Annotated in this window: 7 protein-coding genes and 3 rRNA genes; 5 read left to right on the top strand and 5 right to left on the bottom strand. The window is 62.8% G+C overall.

Annotation, left to right across the window (positions count from 1 at the left end; genetic code table 11):
- The first annotated feature begins 6 nt into the window (after nucleotides 1-6).
- From ACHMXB_RS00050 to ACHMXB_RS00040, 3 genes are all read left to right on the top strand, one after another.
- Complete coding sequence (locus ACHMXB_RS00050; RefSeq protein ID WP_236806882.1) at nucleotides 7-1,089, top strand: ABC transporter ATP-binding protein; 1,083 nt, start codon at nucleotides 7-9, stop codon at nucleotides 1,087-1,089.
- 179 nt (nucleotides 1,090-1,268) lie between these two features.
- Complete coding sequence (locus ACHMXB_RS00045; RefSeq protein WP_395401661.1) at nucleotides 1,269-2,687, top strand: DUF4032 domain-containing protein; 1,419 nt, start codon at nucleotides 1,269-1,271, stop codon at nucleotides 2,685-2,687.
- A gap of 9 nt (nucleotides 2,688-2,696) precedes the next feature.
- Nucleotides 2,697-3,908, top strand: a complete 1,212-nt coding sequence (locus ACHMXB_RS00040) for an amidohydrolase (RefSeq protein WP_395401659.1) — start codon at nucleotides 2,697-2,699, stop codon at nucleotides 3,906-3,908.
- Nucleotides 3,909-3,936: 28 nt separating this feature from the next.
- Here ACHMXB_RS00040 and ACHMXB_RS00035 read toward each other — a convergent pair whose 3' ends face one another.
- Nucleotides 3,937-5,307 (bottom strand): FAD-binding oxidoreductase, encoded by a 1,371-nt coding sequence (locus ACHMXB_RS00035; RefSeq protein ID WP_395401657.1) that lies wholly within the window; start codon nucleotides 5,305-5,307, stop codon nucleotides 3,937-3,939.
- Between the two features lie 237 nt (nucleotides 5,308-5,544).
- Here ACHMXB_RS00035 and ACHMXB_RS00030 point away from each other — a divergent pair, with 237 nt between their 5' ends.
- Together ACHMXB_RS00030 and ACHMXB_RS00025 are read left to right on the top strand one after the other, a co-directional pair.
- A complete protein-coding gene (locus tag ACHMXB_RS00030; RefSeq protein ID WP_395401655.1) occupies nucleotides 5,545-7,296 on the top strand; it encodes a glycoside hydrolase family 13 protein in 1,752 nt (583 codons plus the stop codon).
- Between the two features lie 3 nt (nucleotides 7,297-7,299).
- Entirely contained in the window at nucleotides 7,300-8,313 is a 1,014-nt protein-coding gene (locus tag ACHMXB_RS00025; RefSeq protein ID WP_395401653.1) for a LacI family DNA-binding transcriptional regulator, read from the top strand.
- A gap of 7 nt (nucleotides 8,314-8,320) precedes the next feature.
- Here ACHMXB_RS00025 and ACHMXB_RS00020 read toward each other — a convergent pair whose 3' ends face one another.
- From ACHMXB_RS00020 to ACHMXB_RS00005, 4 genes are all read right to left on the bottom strand, one after another.
- Nucleotides 8,321-8,809 carry a hypothetical protein gene (locus tag ACHMXB_RS00020; RefSeq protein ID WP_395401651.1) on the bottom strand — a complete coding sequence of 163 codons (489 nt, stop codon included), beginning with the start codon at nucleotides 8,807-8,809 and terminating at the stop codon, nucleotides 8,321-8,323.
- Nucleotides 8,810-9,504: 695 nt separating this feature from the next.
- Nucleotides 9,505-9,621, bottom strand: a 5S ribosomal RNA gene (gene rrf, locus ACHMXB_RS00015).
- Between the two features lie 210 nt (nucleotides 9,622-9,831).
- A 23S ribosomal RNA gene (locus ACHMXB_RS00010) occupies nucleotides 9,832-12,957 on the bottom strand.
- 525 nt (nucleotides 12,958-13,482) lie between these two features.
- A 16S ribosomal RNA gene (locus tag ACHMXB_RS00005) occupies nucleotides 13,483-15,007 on the bottom strand.
- The 16S, 23S and 5S rRNA genes sit together here, the layout of an rRNA operon.
- Nucleotides 15,008-15,244: the final 237 nt, after the last annotated feature.

Here is a 15,244-nt window from a genome sequence, read left to right as displayed (position 1 = left end):
ATAACTGTGGCAACAGTTACTTTTGACAACGCTACGCGTCTATATCCGGGCACCGAGAAGCCCGCTGTTGACAAGCTCAACATCGAAATCGCCGACGGCGAATTCCTGGTCCTCGTTGGACCCTCCGGTTGCGGTAAGTCCACCTCCCTGCGCATGCTCGCAGGCCTCGAGGACGTCAACGCCGGCCGCATCCTCATCGGCGATCGCGACGTCACCGACGTTCCGCCGAAGGACCGCGACATCGCGATGGTTTTCCAGAACTACGCCCTGTACCCGCACATGACCGTGGCGGACAACATGGGCTTCGCCCTGAAGATCGCCGGAGTCAGCAAGGAAGAGCGCGCCGAGCGGGTCCGCGAAGCCGCAAAGCTCCTGGACCTTGAGCAGTACCTGGACCGCAAGCCGAAGGCACTCTCCGGCGGCCAGCGCCAGCGCGTTGCCATGGGCCGCGCCATCGTGCGTAACCCGCAGGTCTTCCTCATGGACGAGCCGCTCTCCAACCTGGACGCCAAGCTCCGCGTCCAGACCCGCACCCAGATCGCTTCCCTCACCCGCCGCCTGGGCGTCACCACCGTTTACGTGACCCACGACCAGGTCGAGGCCATGACCATGGGCGACCGCGTTGCGGTGCTCAAGGACGGCCTGCTGATGCAGGTGGACACCCCGCGCAACCTGTACGACCGCCCCAAGAACGTCTTCGTGGCAGGCTTTATCGGCTCGCCCGCCATGAACCTGCTGGAACTTCCCGTGGTCGACGGCGGTGTCCAGTTCGGCGGCACCGTTTACCCCGTGCCGCGCAATGTCCTTGAAGAGGCTCACGGCCAGACGGTCACCCTGGGCAGCCGGCCCGAGGACCTCGAGACCGCAGCACAGGGTGAAGGCATCCAGGTGGAGGTCGACGTCGTCGAAGAGCTCGGTGCCGACGCTTACGTCTACGGCCACACCACGCTGGACGGCAAGACCCACGACATCGTGGCCCGCGTCGACGGCCGCCGCCCCCCGATGAAGGGCGAGTCCCTCTGGGTCCGTCCGCAGTCCGGCCACGTGCACCTGTTCGACACCAAGACCGGCGAGCGCCTGGGCGACTAGTCCCCACCGGCCCCCTAGCCTCGCTCCGCTTCGGCCAGGGAACCCTGCCGGCGTGGGCCCAGCACCGGCCCCAGCCAAAACCCGACGGCGGCCCTCCCCTAAACCGGAAGGGCCGCCGTCGGGCTTTAACCGCTGTCCCCCTTTTAGGCGCCCCCCGCAAAATACGGAAGAATTGAGCCATGACAGAGGAACGCAACGCGCAGTGGCACGATGAACCCACCGACTACGGGCAGATCGGCAAACTGCCGCGGTTCGAAGCCGCCAGCGCCAATGACGACAAGGCAGCCTCAGTCGCCAGCAACCTCAACATCACGGCTGCTGCCGCCGACCCCGAGCTCCTCGACCTGCCGTGGCACATCGCGCTTGAGGACTGGCCGGCGGAAAACCTGGCGGCTCTCCCCCGCGGCATCTCCCGCCACATTGTGCGCTTCGCGCACCTGGGCGGCTCCGTCATCGCCATCAAGGAAACGTCCGAGCACGTGGCCCGCCACGAGTACCACATGCTCCGCAAGCTCGCGCGGCTGGACGTGCCCTGCGTGGAGCCGGTCGCCGTCATCACCGGCCGCACCACCCCCGACGGCCGTCCCCTGAACCCGGTCCTCGTGACCCGGCACCTGAAGTTCTCCATGCCGTACCGCGCGCTCTTCTCGCAGATGCTGCGCAAGGACACGCTCACCCGGCTCATCGACGCCCAGGCGCTGCTCATGGTCCGGCTGCACCTCATCGGCTTCTACTGGGGCGACGTCTCGCTCTCCAACACCCTGTTCCGCCGCGATGCCGGGGCCTTCGCCGCCTACCTCGTGGACGCCGAAACCGGCGAGCTGTACCCGGACCTCTCCACCGGCCAGCGCGAGTACGACCTGGAGATTGCCCGCGTCAACATCGCCGGCGAACTCATGGACCTCCTCGACGGCGGCCTGATCGAGGAGAAGGTGGACCCCGTGGCCACCAGCGAACTCATCATGGAAAGCTACCGGCGCCTGTGGACCGAGCTGACCGCCAAGGAATCGTTTGAACTGGGCGAGCGCTGGCGCGTCGGCGCCCGCATCCGCCGGCTCAACGAGCTCGGCTTCGACGTCGAAGAGTACGCGATCAAGACCACCCAGAACGGCTCCACGATCCAGCTGCAGCCGAAGGTGGTCGACGCCGGCCACCACATGCGCCGCCTGCTGCGCCTGACCGGCCTCGATGCCCAAGAGAACCAGGCCCGCCGCCTGCTCAACGACATGGACACCTTCCGGGCCGACAACAACCCGGAGATGGACGAGGAATACAGCGCGCACCTGTGGGTCAGCCAGATCTTCGAGCCGATCGTCAGGTCCATCCCCCGCGACCTCTCCGGAAAGCTCGAGCCCGCCGAAGCCGTGCACGAGGTGCTGGAGCACCGCTGGTACATGTCCGAAAAGCAGGAACGGCACATCCCGCTGGCCGAGGCCGTCCAGTCCTACATCGACTCCATCCTGCGCCACCGCCGCGACGAGGCCGCCATCATGCTGAACCCGGACACGGAGCTGCTGAAGATCCTCGCCGTGGAGACCGAGGAATCCCGGTACGGTGCCGATGAGACCGAGGACGACTATCCCGACGCCGACGACTGAGGCACTGCATTGACCAGCCTGATCCGCGCCGTCCGGCCGTGGGGACAGTCGCTGAGCGATGTCCTCATTACGGACGGCAGGATCGCGGCGGTCGAGCCGCACCGCCCGGAGAGACCGGCTGCGGCAGCCGTCGTCGAAGGCCGCGGCAGGCTGCTGGTGCCGTCCTTCTCCGACGTCCACGTCCATCTGGACTCCACCCGCATCGGGCTGCCGTTCCGCGAGCACACCGGCGGACCGGGCGTGTGGACCATGATGATGAACGACAGGCTGAACTGGCGCAACGCCGAAGTCCCGCTGCAGGAACGCGTCAACAACACCCTCGGCCGAATGATCGCGCGGGGCACCACCCGGGTCCGTTCCTATGCCCAGGTCGATGTGGACTGCCGTCTGGAGCGTTTCGACGCCGTCGCGGCAGCCAGGGACCAGTTCAGGGACCGGGCCGACGTCGAGATCATCGCCTTCCCGCAGGCCGGCCTCCTGCGGGAGGAGGGCACCATTCCGCTGATGGAAGAGGCACTGATGGCCGGCGCAAACGTCATGGGCGGCATCGATCCGTGCAGCCTGGACCGCGACCCCGCCCGGCACCTCGACATCGTTTTCGGGCTCGCTGAGAAGTACCAGGTCCCCATCGACATCCATCTCCACGAGCCCGGCGAACTGGGTGTCTTCAGCACCGACCTGGTGCTCGAACGCACCCGCGCCCTGGGCATGCAGGGCAAGGTGACCATGTCCCACGCCTACCAGCTGGGCAGCGTCTCCGAGGCCACCACGCGCCGACTCATCGAGGAGTTCGCCGAGCTGGACATCTCCATGGCGTCGGTGGCACCGGCAGCAGCGGGCCAGCTCCCCCTCCCGCTGCTTGCCGAAGCCGGTGTCCGGGTGGGCCTTGGCGAGGACGGCCAGCGCGACTACTGGTCCCCCTACGGAAACACGGACATGCTGGACCGCACCTGGCAGCTCGCCTTCACGCACGGCTTCCGCAGGGATGAACTGATCGGGCACTGCCTTGCCATCGCGACGGTCGGCGGCGCCAGCGTCCTGGACCCGTCGTCCACGCGGCTCAATGGCACGGCGCACCGCCCCGGCCTTGAGGTAGGCGATCCGGCCGAGCTGCTGCTGGTCGACGGCGAGACGGTGGCCTCCGCCGTCATGGACCGGGGCACCGACCGCACCGTGATCCACCGCGGCAGGGTTGTGGCCGACGGCCTGGAACTGGTTTAGGTCTGCCGGGGGCTTTTTCTTCCCCCGGTTAGATCGCCTTACCGGGGTTCAGGATGCCGGCGGGATCGAAGAGGTTCTTGACCCGGCGCTGCAGCTCGCGCAGCGGCTCCGGCTGTTCCAGGCCCAGCCAGCGCAGCTTGTACTGCCCCACACCGTGCTCGCCCGTGATGGTTCCGCCCATTTCCAGGGCCGCCACGATGGACGCGTCGAGTGCCGTGTTCAGACGGAGCATGGCATCGGCATCCACCTCGTCGTTCACGCGGTCAATCCAGAACGTGGGATGCAGGTTGCCGTCACCAGCATGGGCCACCACCTTCAGCCTGACATCGTGGACCTCGGCCAGCGCTTCGAGCGCCGCCACGTAGTCCACCAGCCTGGAACGCGGCACAGCAACATCCTCGCCCACGCGGTACTGGTCGTCCACCTCGACGCCCCTGCTGTTGCGCCGCAGTTCCACCAGCTGTTCCGCCTCGGCGCTGGCCTCGGTGGTCACCACCGCGCCGCCGGCCGCCAGCACTTCACGCACGACGTCAGCCTCTGCCGCCGCCCCGAAGCCGTCCGTCTGGACCAGGAGCAGCGATGCTCCCCGCGTTGCCAGGCCCGAGCCGTACAGCTCATCCAGCTGAGCCAGCGATCCGCCGTCGAGCAGCTCCATGATGGCCGGCTGGACGCGGGCCCTGCCGACGGCGAGCACCCCGGCCGCCGCCTGCCGGAAGTCCGGGTAGAACGCGGCGATGGTGTGCACCTCGCGGGGTAGGTACTTCAACCGGACCGTCGCGCCGACCACGATGCCCAGCGTGCCCTCCGACCCCACGAACACTCCGGTCAGATCGTAGCCCGCCACGCCCTTGAAGGTCTGGTGGCCGGTGTGCAGGAGCGAGCCGTCCGCAAGGACCACGTCCAGGGCCAGAACAGAATCCCGCGTCACGCCGTACTTGGCACACCGCAGGCCGCCGGCGTTGGTGGCCACGTTGCCGCCGACGGTGGAGATCCTGAAACTTGCAGGATCCGGAGCGAACATGAGTCCGTGCGCCGCGGCGGCGTCGTTCAGATAGGCGTTGATTACGCCAGGTTCGACGACAGCGGTCTCGTCATCCGCGTTGAGCTCCAGGATGCGGTTCATCCGTTCGAGGCCAAGGACAACGCACCCCTCGCTGGCATGGGCGCCGCCCGAGACTCCGGTCCCGGCACCGCGGGGCACCAGCGGCACGTTCCGGGCGGCGCAGGCTTTGACTGTGGCCTGGACGTCATCGACGGACTCCGCCAAAACCACTGCGGCGGGCAGCCGGTAGTCCACCACGGGGGCCTGGTCCACCGCGTAAACCGTGAGTGCGGCGTCGTCCCGGAGCACCTTCCGCGGCCCCAGGATTGATGTCAGTTCGTCGGCGATGCTGCCCATGTGTCTCCCGTCCAATCACTTTGCTTCAGTCTAGATGTCGTGTGGACCGGACTCTTTGCCCTTTGGTCGGGCACAGGAATAGCCGTGGGCGCCCGATGCTGGACGCGTGATGCTGGAAGCGTTTCCAATTCCGTCGCTTGATGTGACCTCATCGCCGCGTTCCATGACGCCAACTGTCAACCATTTGAATTGTGTAAGCGCTTTCATTAGGTGCCCTTCCGCCTTTAGGATTGGCCAATGTCTGTTGACTCGTTTCTGCACTCGGCGTCGCCGCTGGCTGGCTCCCTGACGCCCATCCACGCCCCGGACAACGCGCACGGCTGGTGGCGGTCAGCTGTCATTTACCAGGTGTACCCGCGCTCCTTCCGGGACATGAACGGCGACGGCATCGGTGACCTCGCGGGGATCACCGCCGAGATGCCGCAGCTGGCCGAACTCAACGTGGACGCAGTCTGGCTCTCGCCCTTCTACCGCTCGCCGCAGCGCGATGCCGGATACGACGTCAGCGACTACTGCGACGTCGACCCGATCTTCGGCACGCTCGGGGACTTCGACGGCATGGTGGCTGAGGCGAACCGCCTGGGCCTGCGCGTCATCGTGGACCTGGTCCCCAACCACTGCTCGGACCAGCACCGCGATTTCCAGGCCGCGCTGGCGGCCGGCGCAGGCAGCCCCGAACGGGACATGTTCATCTTCCGGGACGGCCAGGGCGCCGAGGGCAACGAACCACCCAACAATTGGGAATCGCACTTCGGCGGTTCCGCCTGGACCCGCATCACCGAACCTGACGGCACCCCGGGCCAGTGGTACCTGCATCTCTTCGATTCATCGCAGCCGGACTTCAACTGGGACAACCAGGCCGTGCACGACGAGTTCGAACGTATCCTGCGCTTCTGGTTGGACCGGGGCGTCTCCGGCTTCCGCGTGGACGTTGCGCACGCCCTGGTGAAGGCCCCGGGCCTTCCCGCCTGGGGCGGTCGCGCGGACGGCAGCAGCTCCGACGGCTTCCCCGGACACGAGGCACCGATGTTCGGCCAGCCGGCCCTGCACGACATCTACCGCGCGTGGCGCGGGATTCTTGAAGAGTACGGCCCCGACCGCATTCTCTGCGCGGAAGCCAACGTGGACCCCCTGCCGCGGCTGGCCCACTGGGTCCGGCCCGACGAAATGCACCAGGCCTTCAACTTCCCCTACCTCCACGCGGGCCTGGACCTCCCCCGCCTGCGCCACATCGTCACCGAATCCCTGACGTCCCTGGACGCCGTGGGTGCCCCCAGCACCTGGGTGCTGTCCAACCACGACGTCGTCCGGCACGCCACCCGCTTCGGGTACGACTGGTCCGGGCCGCGCGACGGTGACGGCATCGGCCCCGAGGACCCCCAGCCGGACGAGGAACTGGGCAGGACCCGGGCCGCCGCGGCGTCCATGTTCATGCTGGGGCTCCCCGGCGGCGCCTACCTGTACCAGGGCGAAGAGCTCGGCCTGCCTGACGGCATCGACATCCCGGACCACCAGCGGCAGGACCCGACATTTGCGCGGACGGGCGGCGCCCGGCTGGGACGCGATGGATGCCGGGTTCCGCTGCCGTGGAAGGCATCCGAACGCCACAGCGGCTTTGGCGACGGCGATGCGCCCTGGCTCCCCCAGCCGGAGAGCTTCGCGAAACTGGCGCGGGACGCGCAAGCCGGGGACCCGTCGTCGCACTTGAACCTGTACCGCCGCATGCTGACGGTCCGCCGGGAACTGGACCTTGGGCGCGGTTCCCTCGCCTGGGCGGAGGAATGGTGCACCGCGTCGTCCCTGGCGTTCCTCAACGGGGACATTCTGGTGGTCATGAACACGGGTTCTGATCCCCTGGAACTGCCCGCCGGCGAGGTCGTGCTCCGCAGTTCGTCGCGCTTGCGCCTTGGCGAGGAGGGCCAGCGGTTTGGCCTGGGCGCAGGGGAAACCGTCTGGCTGCGGATCTTTGCAGAGGGCACAGAGAGCTGAGTCATGGCCGGCATCAAGGACGTTGCGGAACGGGCCGGGCTTTCCATTGCCACCGTTTCACGTGCCTTGAGCGGCAAGGGGCATGTGTCGCCGGCGAGCCGGGAGCGTGCCCGGGCCGCCGCGGCCGAGCTCGGCTTCGTGCCTTCCTACCAGGCATCCAGCCTCGCCTCCGGCCGTACCCGCAACATCGGCCTCGTGGTCCCCACCGTCCGCCGCTGGTACTTCGCCTCGGTGGTGGAGGGCGTTTCAGCATCCCTCCTCGACGCCGGCTATGACCTGACGCTCTACAACATCACCGAGGGGGCGGTGCGGCGCCGGAGCATTCTCCAGGACTTCCTGCTGCGGAAGCGCGTGGATGCGGTCATCGCGGTGGCACTGGCGCTGACGGAGGACGAGATCGGCCAGATGCTGGCCATCCAGCGGCCGCTCGTGGGCATCGGCGGACCGTTGCCCGGAGCCTCCACCATCCGCATAGACGACCACGGCCTGGCAGAGGCGGCCGTCAACCACCTGATCCGGCTCGGCCACAGCCAAATCGCGCACATCACGGGCGACTCGGTGTACGAGCAGGACTTCAAGATCCCGCGCACCCGGCGTGCAGGCTATGAGAAGGCGATGACGGCTGCAGGACTGCCCGTGCGGCCGTCATGGGTGGCCAGAGCGGACTTCACCATCGAGGGTGCCTACGCCGTGGCACGGGATCTGCTGGGTGGAACCGCGGAACGGCCCACGGCCGTCTTTGCAGCTTCGGATGAGATGGCCATTGGCACCATCCTGGCGGCCAGGGACTTTGGGCTCCGAGTGCCGGAAGACCTGTCGGTGATCGGCATGGACGGGCACGAACTGGGTGAACTCTTCGGCCTGACCACTGTCGATCAGGATCCGCGGGGCCAGGGAGCCCTGGCTGTGCGCCTGCTGCTTGAGGGGTTCGACGGCGGAACAGACCGGGCCGTTGGGAATACCGAATACGCGACGCGGTTCGTGGTTCGCCGGAGCACGGCAGTGCCCCCGGCTTAGCTTGCCGCTACTCTGCAACGCCGCCCATGAACCTCACGTACCGGCCCAGAACTTCCGGCCAGTCCCTCTCCCAGGCGGCCCGGGTGCCGGCCGGATCTTCGGCCCCTTCCCAGCCGTCATGGACAATTCGCAGCTCGGTGCCTTCCTCCACGCCACGGAACACGACGCGCAGCTCGGTTGACCACAACGCGGTGCTGCCGGGATACCAGGACGCGTGAAAGGACAGCGGCGGCTGCCAGTCGTCAATGGTGCCCCAGATAGTGCTGCGGCCATCCTCGGCTGACTCCAGGATGAGGTTCTCCTCGAACTCCACGTAGGAGCCGGGACCATACACGCTGTTGGTCTCCATCGGCCACCAGAGATGGGTGTGGTCGGTGAACCCCATGAATGCGCGGGACACGGGACCGGGGACAACAGCACTGCAGATGACGGCGTCCAGGTTATCGACGGGCTCAGGCGCTTCGTTGCCGGCGGCGTGGCTGAAGAGATTTTCCATGGCTACCAACTTTACCGGCCCCAACCCGACGCTTCCTCACGTCCCGTCGCCTCACCCCCGACGCCTCCTCACATCCTGTCGCCTCAACGCGCACCCTTCCTCACGTCGCGTCGCCGCAAACGCTCTGACAGTTTTGCCACGCGCCGAACTGCTCGAGGGCTCAGTCAATGTAGCCGGGCTAGCTGCTGCTGACGCATTCGACGCCGGCGCTCACCTTTGGGCGTGGCAACCAGCCCATTTGTAAGGATGAGCGCGACGACAGCCAGGTAAGCGAATGCGATGACCACTTACACTGAACCCACGATCATCGCGGTATCCATGGTGTCGTTGTCAGCCCCGGGCCGACAAGGGCCGCCCACGCGATGGCGGGAACTGCGGAACCCGCCGCAGCCGCAATCCCTGCGCTGGGCCGGTTCAACGCGATACGCAGTACCAAGAACGTGGCAGGACTTGATGATCGAGCGTCCGCGAAAAGACTGTGGGAGCTGAGGACGCGTCGCGGAAAAGCCGCAGGACGTGAGGACGCGTCGGGGAGAACGTTGCGGGACGTGAGGACGCGTCAGTGAAAAGGCTGCGGGAGCTGAGGGAGGGTTTTGGCGGCCCGGGGGTTGGTGTGGCCCTGGCTGTTAAAGGGTCAGGCGGGGTTAAAGGGTCAGGCCCCGACGTTCTTCGTCGGGGCCTGAGCCGTAAATAGTGTCCGGCGGTGACCTACTCTCCCACACCCTCCCGGGTGCAGTACCATCGGCGCTGTGGGTCTTAGCTTCCGGGTTCGGAATGGGACCGGGCGTTTCCCCCACGCTATGACCGCCGTAACCCTGTGTCCCGTCCGCCCGGGGTGTGCCCGGGGAGGGGAAAACTGTGGTGTTACAACTGTGGTGTTGTATTTAGTTGTGTTGGTTCCTGAACCGTCAAACCCGGCGGGTTTGTTGGTTGGGAACCACATAGTGGACGCAAGCAGTCTTGTTTCTTTGTACCGCCCCCTTGGGTGCAAACGCTTTTGAATCCGTTTGCGGGGGTGGTGTGTGGTGTAAGTTATCGGCCTATTAGTACCGGTCAGCTTCACGAGTCGTTAGTCCTCGCTTCCACATCCGGCCTATCAACCCAGTGGTCTGGCTGGGGGCCTCTCACACACAAGGTGTATGGAAATCTCATCTCGAAGCGAGCTTCCCGCTTAGATGCTTTCAGCGGTTATCCCATCCGAACGTAGCTAATCAGCGGTGCACTTGGCAGTACAACTGACACACCAGAGGTTCGTCCGTCCCGGTCCTCTCGTACTAAGGACAGCCCTTCTCAAATTTCCTGCGCGCGCAGCGGATAGGGACCGAACTGTCTCACGACGTTCTAAACCCAGCTCGCGTACCGCTTTAATGGGCGAACAGCCCAACCCTTGGGACCTACTCCAGCCCCAGGATGCGACGAGCCGACATCGAGGTGCCAAACCATGCCGTCGATATGGACTCTTGGGCAAGATCAGCCTGTTATCCCCGAGGTACCTTTTATCCGTTGAGCGACGGCCATTCCACAATGTACCGCCGGATCACTAGTCCCGACTTTCGTCCCTGCTCGAGATGTCTCTCTCACAGTCAAGCTCCCTTGTGCACTTACACTCGACACCTGATTGCCAACCAGGCTGAGGGAACCTTTGGGCGCCTCCGTTACTTTTTAGGAGGCAACCGCCCCAGTTAAACTACCCATCAGGCACTGTCCCTGACCCGGATTACGGGCCGAAGTTAGATGTCCAAAGTGACCAGAGTGGTATTTCAACGATGACTCCACCCGAACTGGCGTCCGGGCTTCAACGTCTCCCACCTATCCTACACAAGCCACTCCGAACACCAATACCAAACTATAGTAAAGGTCTCGGGGTCTTTCCGTCCTGCTGCGCGTAACGAGCATCTTTACTCGTACTGCAATTTCGCCGAGTTTATGGTTGAGACAGCGGGGAAGTCGTTACTCCATTCGTGCAGGTCGGAACTTACCCGACAAGGAATTTCGCTACCTTAGGATGGTTATAGTTACCACCGCCGTTTACTGGGGCTTAAATTCTCAGCTTCGCCTTGCGGCTAACCGGTCCTCTTAACCTTCCAGCACCGGGCAGGAGTCAGTCCGTATACATCGTCTTGCGACTTCGCACGGACCTGTGTTTTTAGTAAACAGTCGCTTCCCCCTGGTCTCTGCGGCCCCGATCCCCTCCCACCAGCAAGTGGTGTTCAAGGTTGGGGCCCCCCTTCTCCCGAAGTTACGGGGGCATTTTGCCGAGTTCCTTAACCATAATTCTCTCGATCGCCTTAGTATTCTCTACCTGATCACCTGTGTCGGTTTGGGGTACGGGCGGCTAAAACCTCGCGCCGATGCTTTTCTAGGCAGCATAGGATCACCGAATCCCCCCTTTACGGGAGTCCCGTCAGATCTCAGGCACATGAACAGCGGATTTGCCTACCGTTCGCCCTACATCCTTGGACCGGGACAACCATCGCCCGGCTCGGCTACCTTCCTGCGTCACACCTGTTAATACGCTTGCCTCCCAGGATCAGGTCCCGCGCTCCACCAAAACCCTTCACCCACAAGGGGTGTCGGGCAGGTCTCGGGCGGTTAGTATCCCCTGTTCAACATGGGCGGTTTTTCGCCGGTACGGGAATATCAACCCGTTGTCCATCGACTACGCCTGTCGGCCTCGCCTTAGGTCCCGACTTACCCAGGGCAGATTAGCTTGACCCTGGAACCCTTGATCATCCGGCGGACGGGTTTCTCACCCGTCTTTCGCTACTCATGCCTGCATTCTCACTCGTGTAGGCTCCACCGCTGGTTTACACCGCGACTTCACCGCCCACACGACGCTCCCCTACCCATCCACACTCCTGAACCACGAAGGCTTGGAAAACATGTGAATGCCACAACTTCGGCGGTGTACTTGAGCCCCGCTACATTGTCGGCGCGGAATCACTTGACCAGTGAGCTATTACGCACTCTTTTAAGGATGGCTGCTTCTAAGCCAACCTCCTGGTTGTCTTCGCAACTCCACATCCTTTCCCACTTAGCACACGCTTAGGGGCCTTAGTTGGTGGTCTGGGCTGTTTCCCTCTCGACTATGAAGCTTATCCCCCACAGTCTCACTGCTGCGCTCTCACTTACCGGCATTCGGAGTTTGGCTGACGTCAGTAACCTTGTAGGGCCCATTAGCCATCCAGTAGCTCTACCTCCGGTAAGAAACACGCAACGCTGCACCTAAATGCATTTCGGGGAGAACCAGCTATCACGAAGTTTGATTGGCCTTTCACCCCTACCCACAGCTCATCCCCTCCATTTTCAACTGAAGTGGGTTCGGTCCTCCACGACGTCTTACCGTCGCTTCAACCTGGCCATGGGTAGATCACTTCGCTTCGGGTCTAGATCACGCCACTGCAACGCCCTGTTCAGACTCGCTTTCGCTACGGCTTCCCCACACGGGTTAACCTCGCGACGTAACACTAACTCGCAGGCTCATTCTTCAAAAGGCACGCCGTCACAACTACAAGGCTGCTCCGACGGATTGTAAGCACACGGTTTCAGGTACTGTTTCACTCCCCTCCCGGGGTACTTTTCACCTTTCCCTCACGGTACTGGTCCGCTATCGGTCATTAGGGAGTATTTAGGCTTATCAGGTGGTCCTGACAGATTCACACGGGATTTCTCGGGCCCCGTGCTACTTGGGATACTCATCAAAGGCGGTGCACAGCATTACGGTTACGGGGCTCACACCCTCTACGGCCGGCCTTTCAAGACCGTTCACCTATACCAGCACTCACACCTCCCCGGTCCGGCAGAACCAGGACAACAAGTCCCACAACCCCGCCCATGCAACGCCCGCCGGCTATCACACATGGGTCGGTTTAGCCTGATCCGCGTTCGCTCGCCACTACTAACGGAATCACTGTTGTTTTCTCTTCCTGCGGGTACTGAGATGTTTCACTTCCCCGCGTTCCCTCCACGCACCCTATGTGTTCAGATGCGGGTCACCAGATCACTCGCGCGTCTGGCGGGGTTTCCCCATTCGGACACCCTGGGATCACAGTCCGGTTATCGACTCCCCCAGGCTTATCGCAGATTCCTACGTCCTTCTTCGGCTCCTAATGCCAAGGCATCCACCGTGTGCTCTTAAAAACTTGACCACAAAAGATCAAGGAGTAATTTTCGAGAGAACCACAGAAACCAACCACACCCAACAACCACACCCCGAAGAGTGCCATCATCACGCGCAGCCAGATCCAGGTTCATATTCTTGGAAATTGCTTCTTATAAAAGATGCTCGCGTCCACTATGTAGTTCTCAAACAACAACCCCGTACCACACACCCCACACACCCCCCAAAGAGGCAACCGTGCGATCGGTGCAGCCAGGAAACCAGAAACAAACATCCCGGGAAAGAACCAAACCCTCCCCGGTCCTGTTGCCTCAGGACCCAACAGTGTGCCAAACACTACCCAACAACCACGAACCACCCGCGTTCCAGGACCAGCCCCCCAAAGAGGAACCACTCCGTACTAACCAACGGCCCGTGCCACCAGGCACCTATTTGCTGATATTCCACCCATGAGCACCCGCCGCAGAACGATCGCCTGCGCAACGGGCCTTTACTCCTGACAAACCACACACCCCGCATACACGGAAAGCGTGGGCCTGTAGGTGCTCCTTAGAAAGGAGGTGATCCAGCCGCACCTTCCGGTACGGCTACCTTGTTACGACTTAGTCCCAATCGCCAGTCCCACCTTCGACGGCTCCCTCCCACAAGGGGTTAGGCCACCGGCTTCGGGTGTTACCAACTTTCGTGACTTGACGGGCGGTGTGTACAAGGCCCGGGAACGTATTCACCGCAGCGTTGCTGATCTGCGATTACTAGCGACTCCGACTTCATGGGGTCGAGTTGCAGACCCCAATCCGAACTGAGACCGGCTTTTTCGGGATTAGCTCCACCTCACAGTATCGCAACCCTTTGTACCGGCCATTGTAGCATGCGTGAAGCCCAAGACATAAGGGGCATGATGATTTGACGTCGTCCCCACCTTCCTCCGAGTTGACCCCGGCAGTCTCCCATGAGTCCCCACCACTACGTGCTGGCAACATGGAACGAGGGTTGCGCTCGTTGCGGGACTTAACCCAACATCTCACGACACGAGCTGACGACAACCATGCACCACCTGTGGACCGGCCCCAAAGGAGAAACCACATTTCTGCGGCGATCCGGTCCATGTCAAGCCTTGGTAAGGTTCTTCGCGTTGCATCGAATTAATCCGCATGCTCCGCCGCTTGTGCGGCCCCCGTCAATTCCTTTGAGTTTTAGCCTTGCGGCCGTACTCCCCAGGCGGGGCACTTAATGCGTTAGCTACGGCGCGGAAAACGTGGAATGTCCCCCACACCTAGTGCCCAACGTTTACGGCATGGACTACCAGGGTATCTAATCCTGTTCGCTCCCCATGCTTTCGCTCCTCAGCGTCAGTTAATGCCCAGAGACCTGCCTTCGCCATCGGTGTTCCTCCTGATATCTGCGCATTTCACCGCTACACCAGGAATTCCAGTCTCCCCTACATCACTCTAGTCTGCCCGTACCCACCGCAGATCCGGAGTTGAGCCCCGGACTTTCACGGCAGACGCGACAAACCGCCTACGAGCTCTTTACGCCCAATAATTCCGGATAACGCTTGCGCCCTACGTATTACCGCGGCTGCTGGCACGTAGTTAGCCGGCGCTTCTTCTGCAGGTACCGTCACTTTCGCTTCTTCCCTACTGAAAGAGGTTTACAACCCGAAGGCCGTCATCCCTCACGCGGCGTCGCTGCATCAGGCTTTCGCCCATTGTGCAATATTCCCCACTGCTGCCTCCCGTAGGAGTCTGGGCCGTGTCTCAGTCCCAGTGTGGCCGGTCACCCTCTCAGGCCGGCTACCCGTCGTCGCCTTGGTGAGCCATTACCTCACCAACAAGCTGATAGGCCGCGAGTCCATCCAAAACCGCAAAAGCTTTCCACCCCCCACCATGCGATGAGGAGTCATATCCGGTATTAGACCCAGTTTCCCAGGCTTATCCCAGAGTCAAGGGCAGGTTACTCACGTGTTACTCACCCGTTCGCCACTAATCCCCGGTGCAAGCACCGGATCATCGTTCGACTTGCATGTGTTAAGCACGCCGCCAGCGTTCATCCTGAGCCAGGATCAAACTCTCCGTTGAAAACAAACAGACACAACCGGAAACCACGGAAATAACGCGGAAACCAGCTGCACAAAATTTGAAACCAGCCAAAAACACCAGACCACACCACGGAGGCGGATAGGCCCGGCAAATTCAACCAATTTAATAAAAAATCGGTATCAACAAACTTGGCACACTATTGAGTTCTCAAACAACAGACACACCCGGCACCACCCAAACCAACGTTCAGGATCGCTCCGGAGCAACTTTTCAAAC

It is taken from the genome of Arthrobacter sp. UC242_113 (assembly GCF_044054585.1).
Classification (GTDB): domain Bacteria; phylum Actinomycetota; class Actinomycetes; order Actinomycetales; family Micrococcaceae; genus Arthrobacter.
This window is presented reverse-complemented; position numbering and strand designations above follow the sequence as displayed.

Bases quoted from the DNA above. Each gene is read 5' to 3' on its own strand.
- ACHMXB_RS00045 (WP_395401661.1), top strand. From the start codon at position 1,269: ATGACAGAGGAACGCAACGCGCAGTGGCACGATGAACCCACCGACTAC.
- ACHMXB_RS00025 (WP_395401653.1), top strand. From the start codon at position 7,300: ATGGCCGGCATCAAGGACGTTGCGGAACGGGCCGGGCTTTCCATTGCC.
- ACHMXB_RS00035 (WP_395401657.1), bottom strand. From the start codon at position 5,307: ATGGGCAGCATCGCCGACGAACTGACATCAATCCTGGGGCCGCGGAAG.
- ACHMXB_RS00030 (WP_395401655.1), top strand. From the start codon at position 5,545: ATGTCTGTTGACTCGTTTCTGCACTCGGCGTCGCCGCTGGCTGGCTCC.
- ACHMXB_RS00020 (WP_395401651.1), bottom strand. From the start codon at position 8,809: ATGGAAAATCTCTTCAGCCACGCCGCCGGCAACGAAGCGCCTGAGCCC.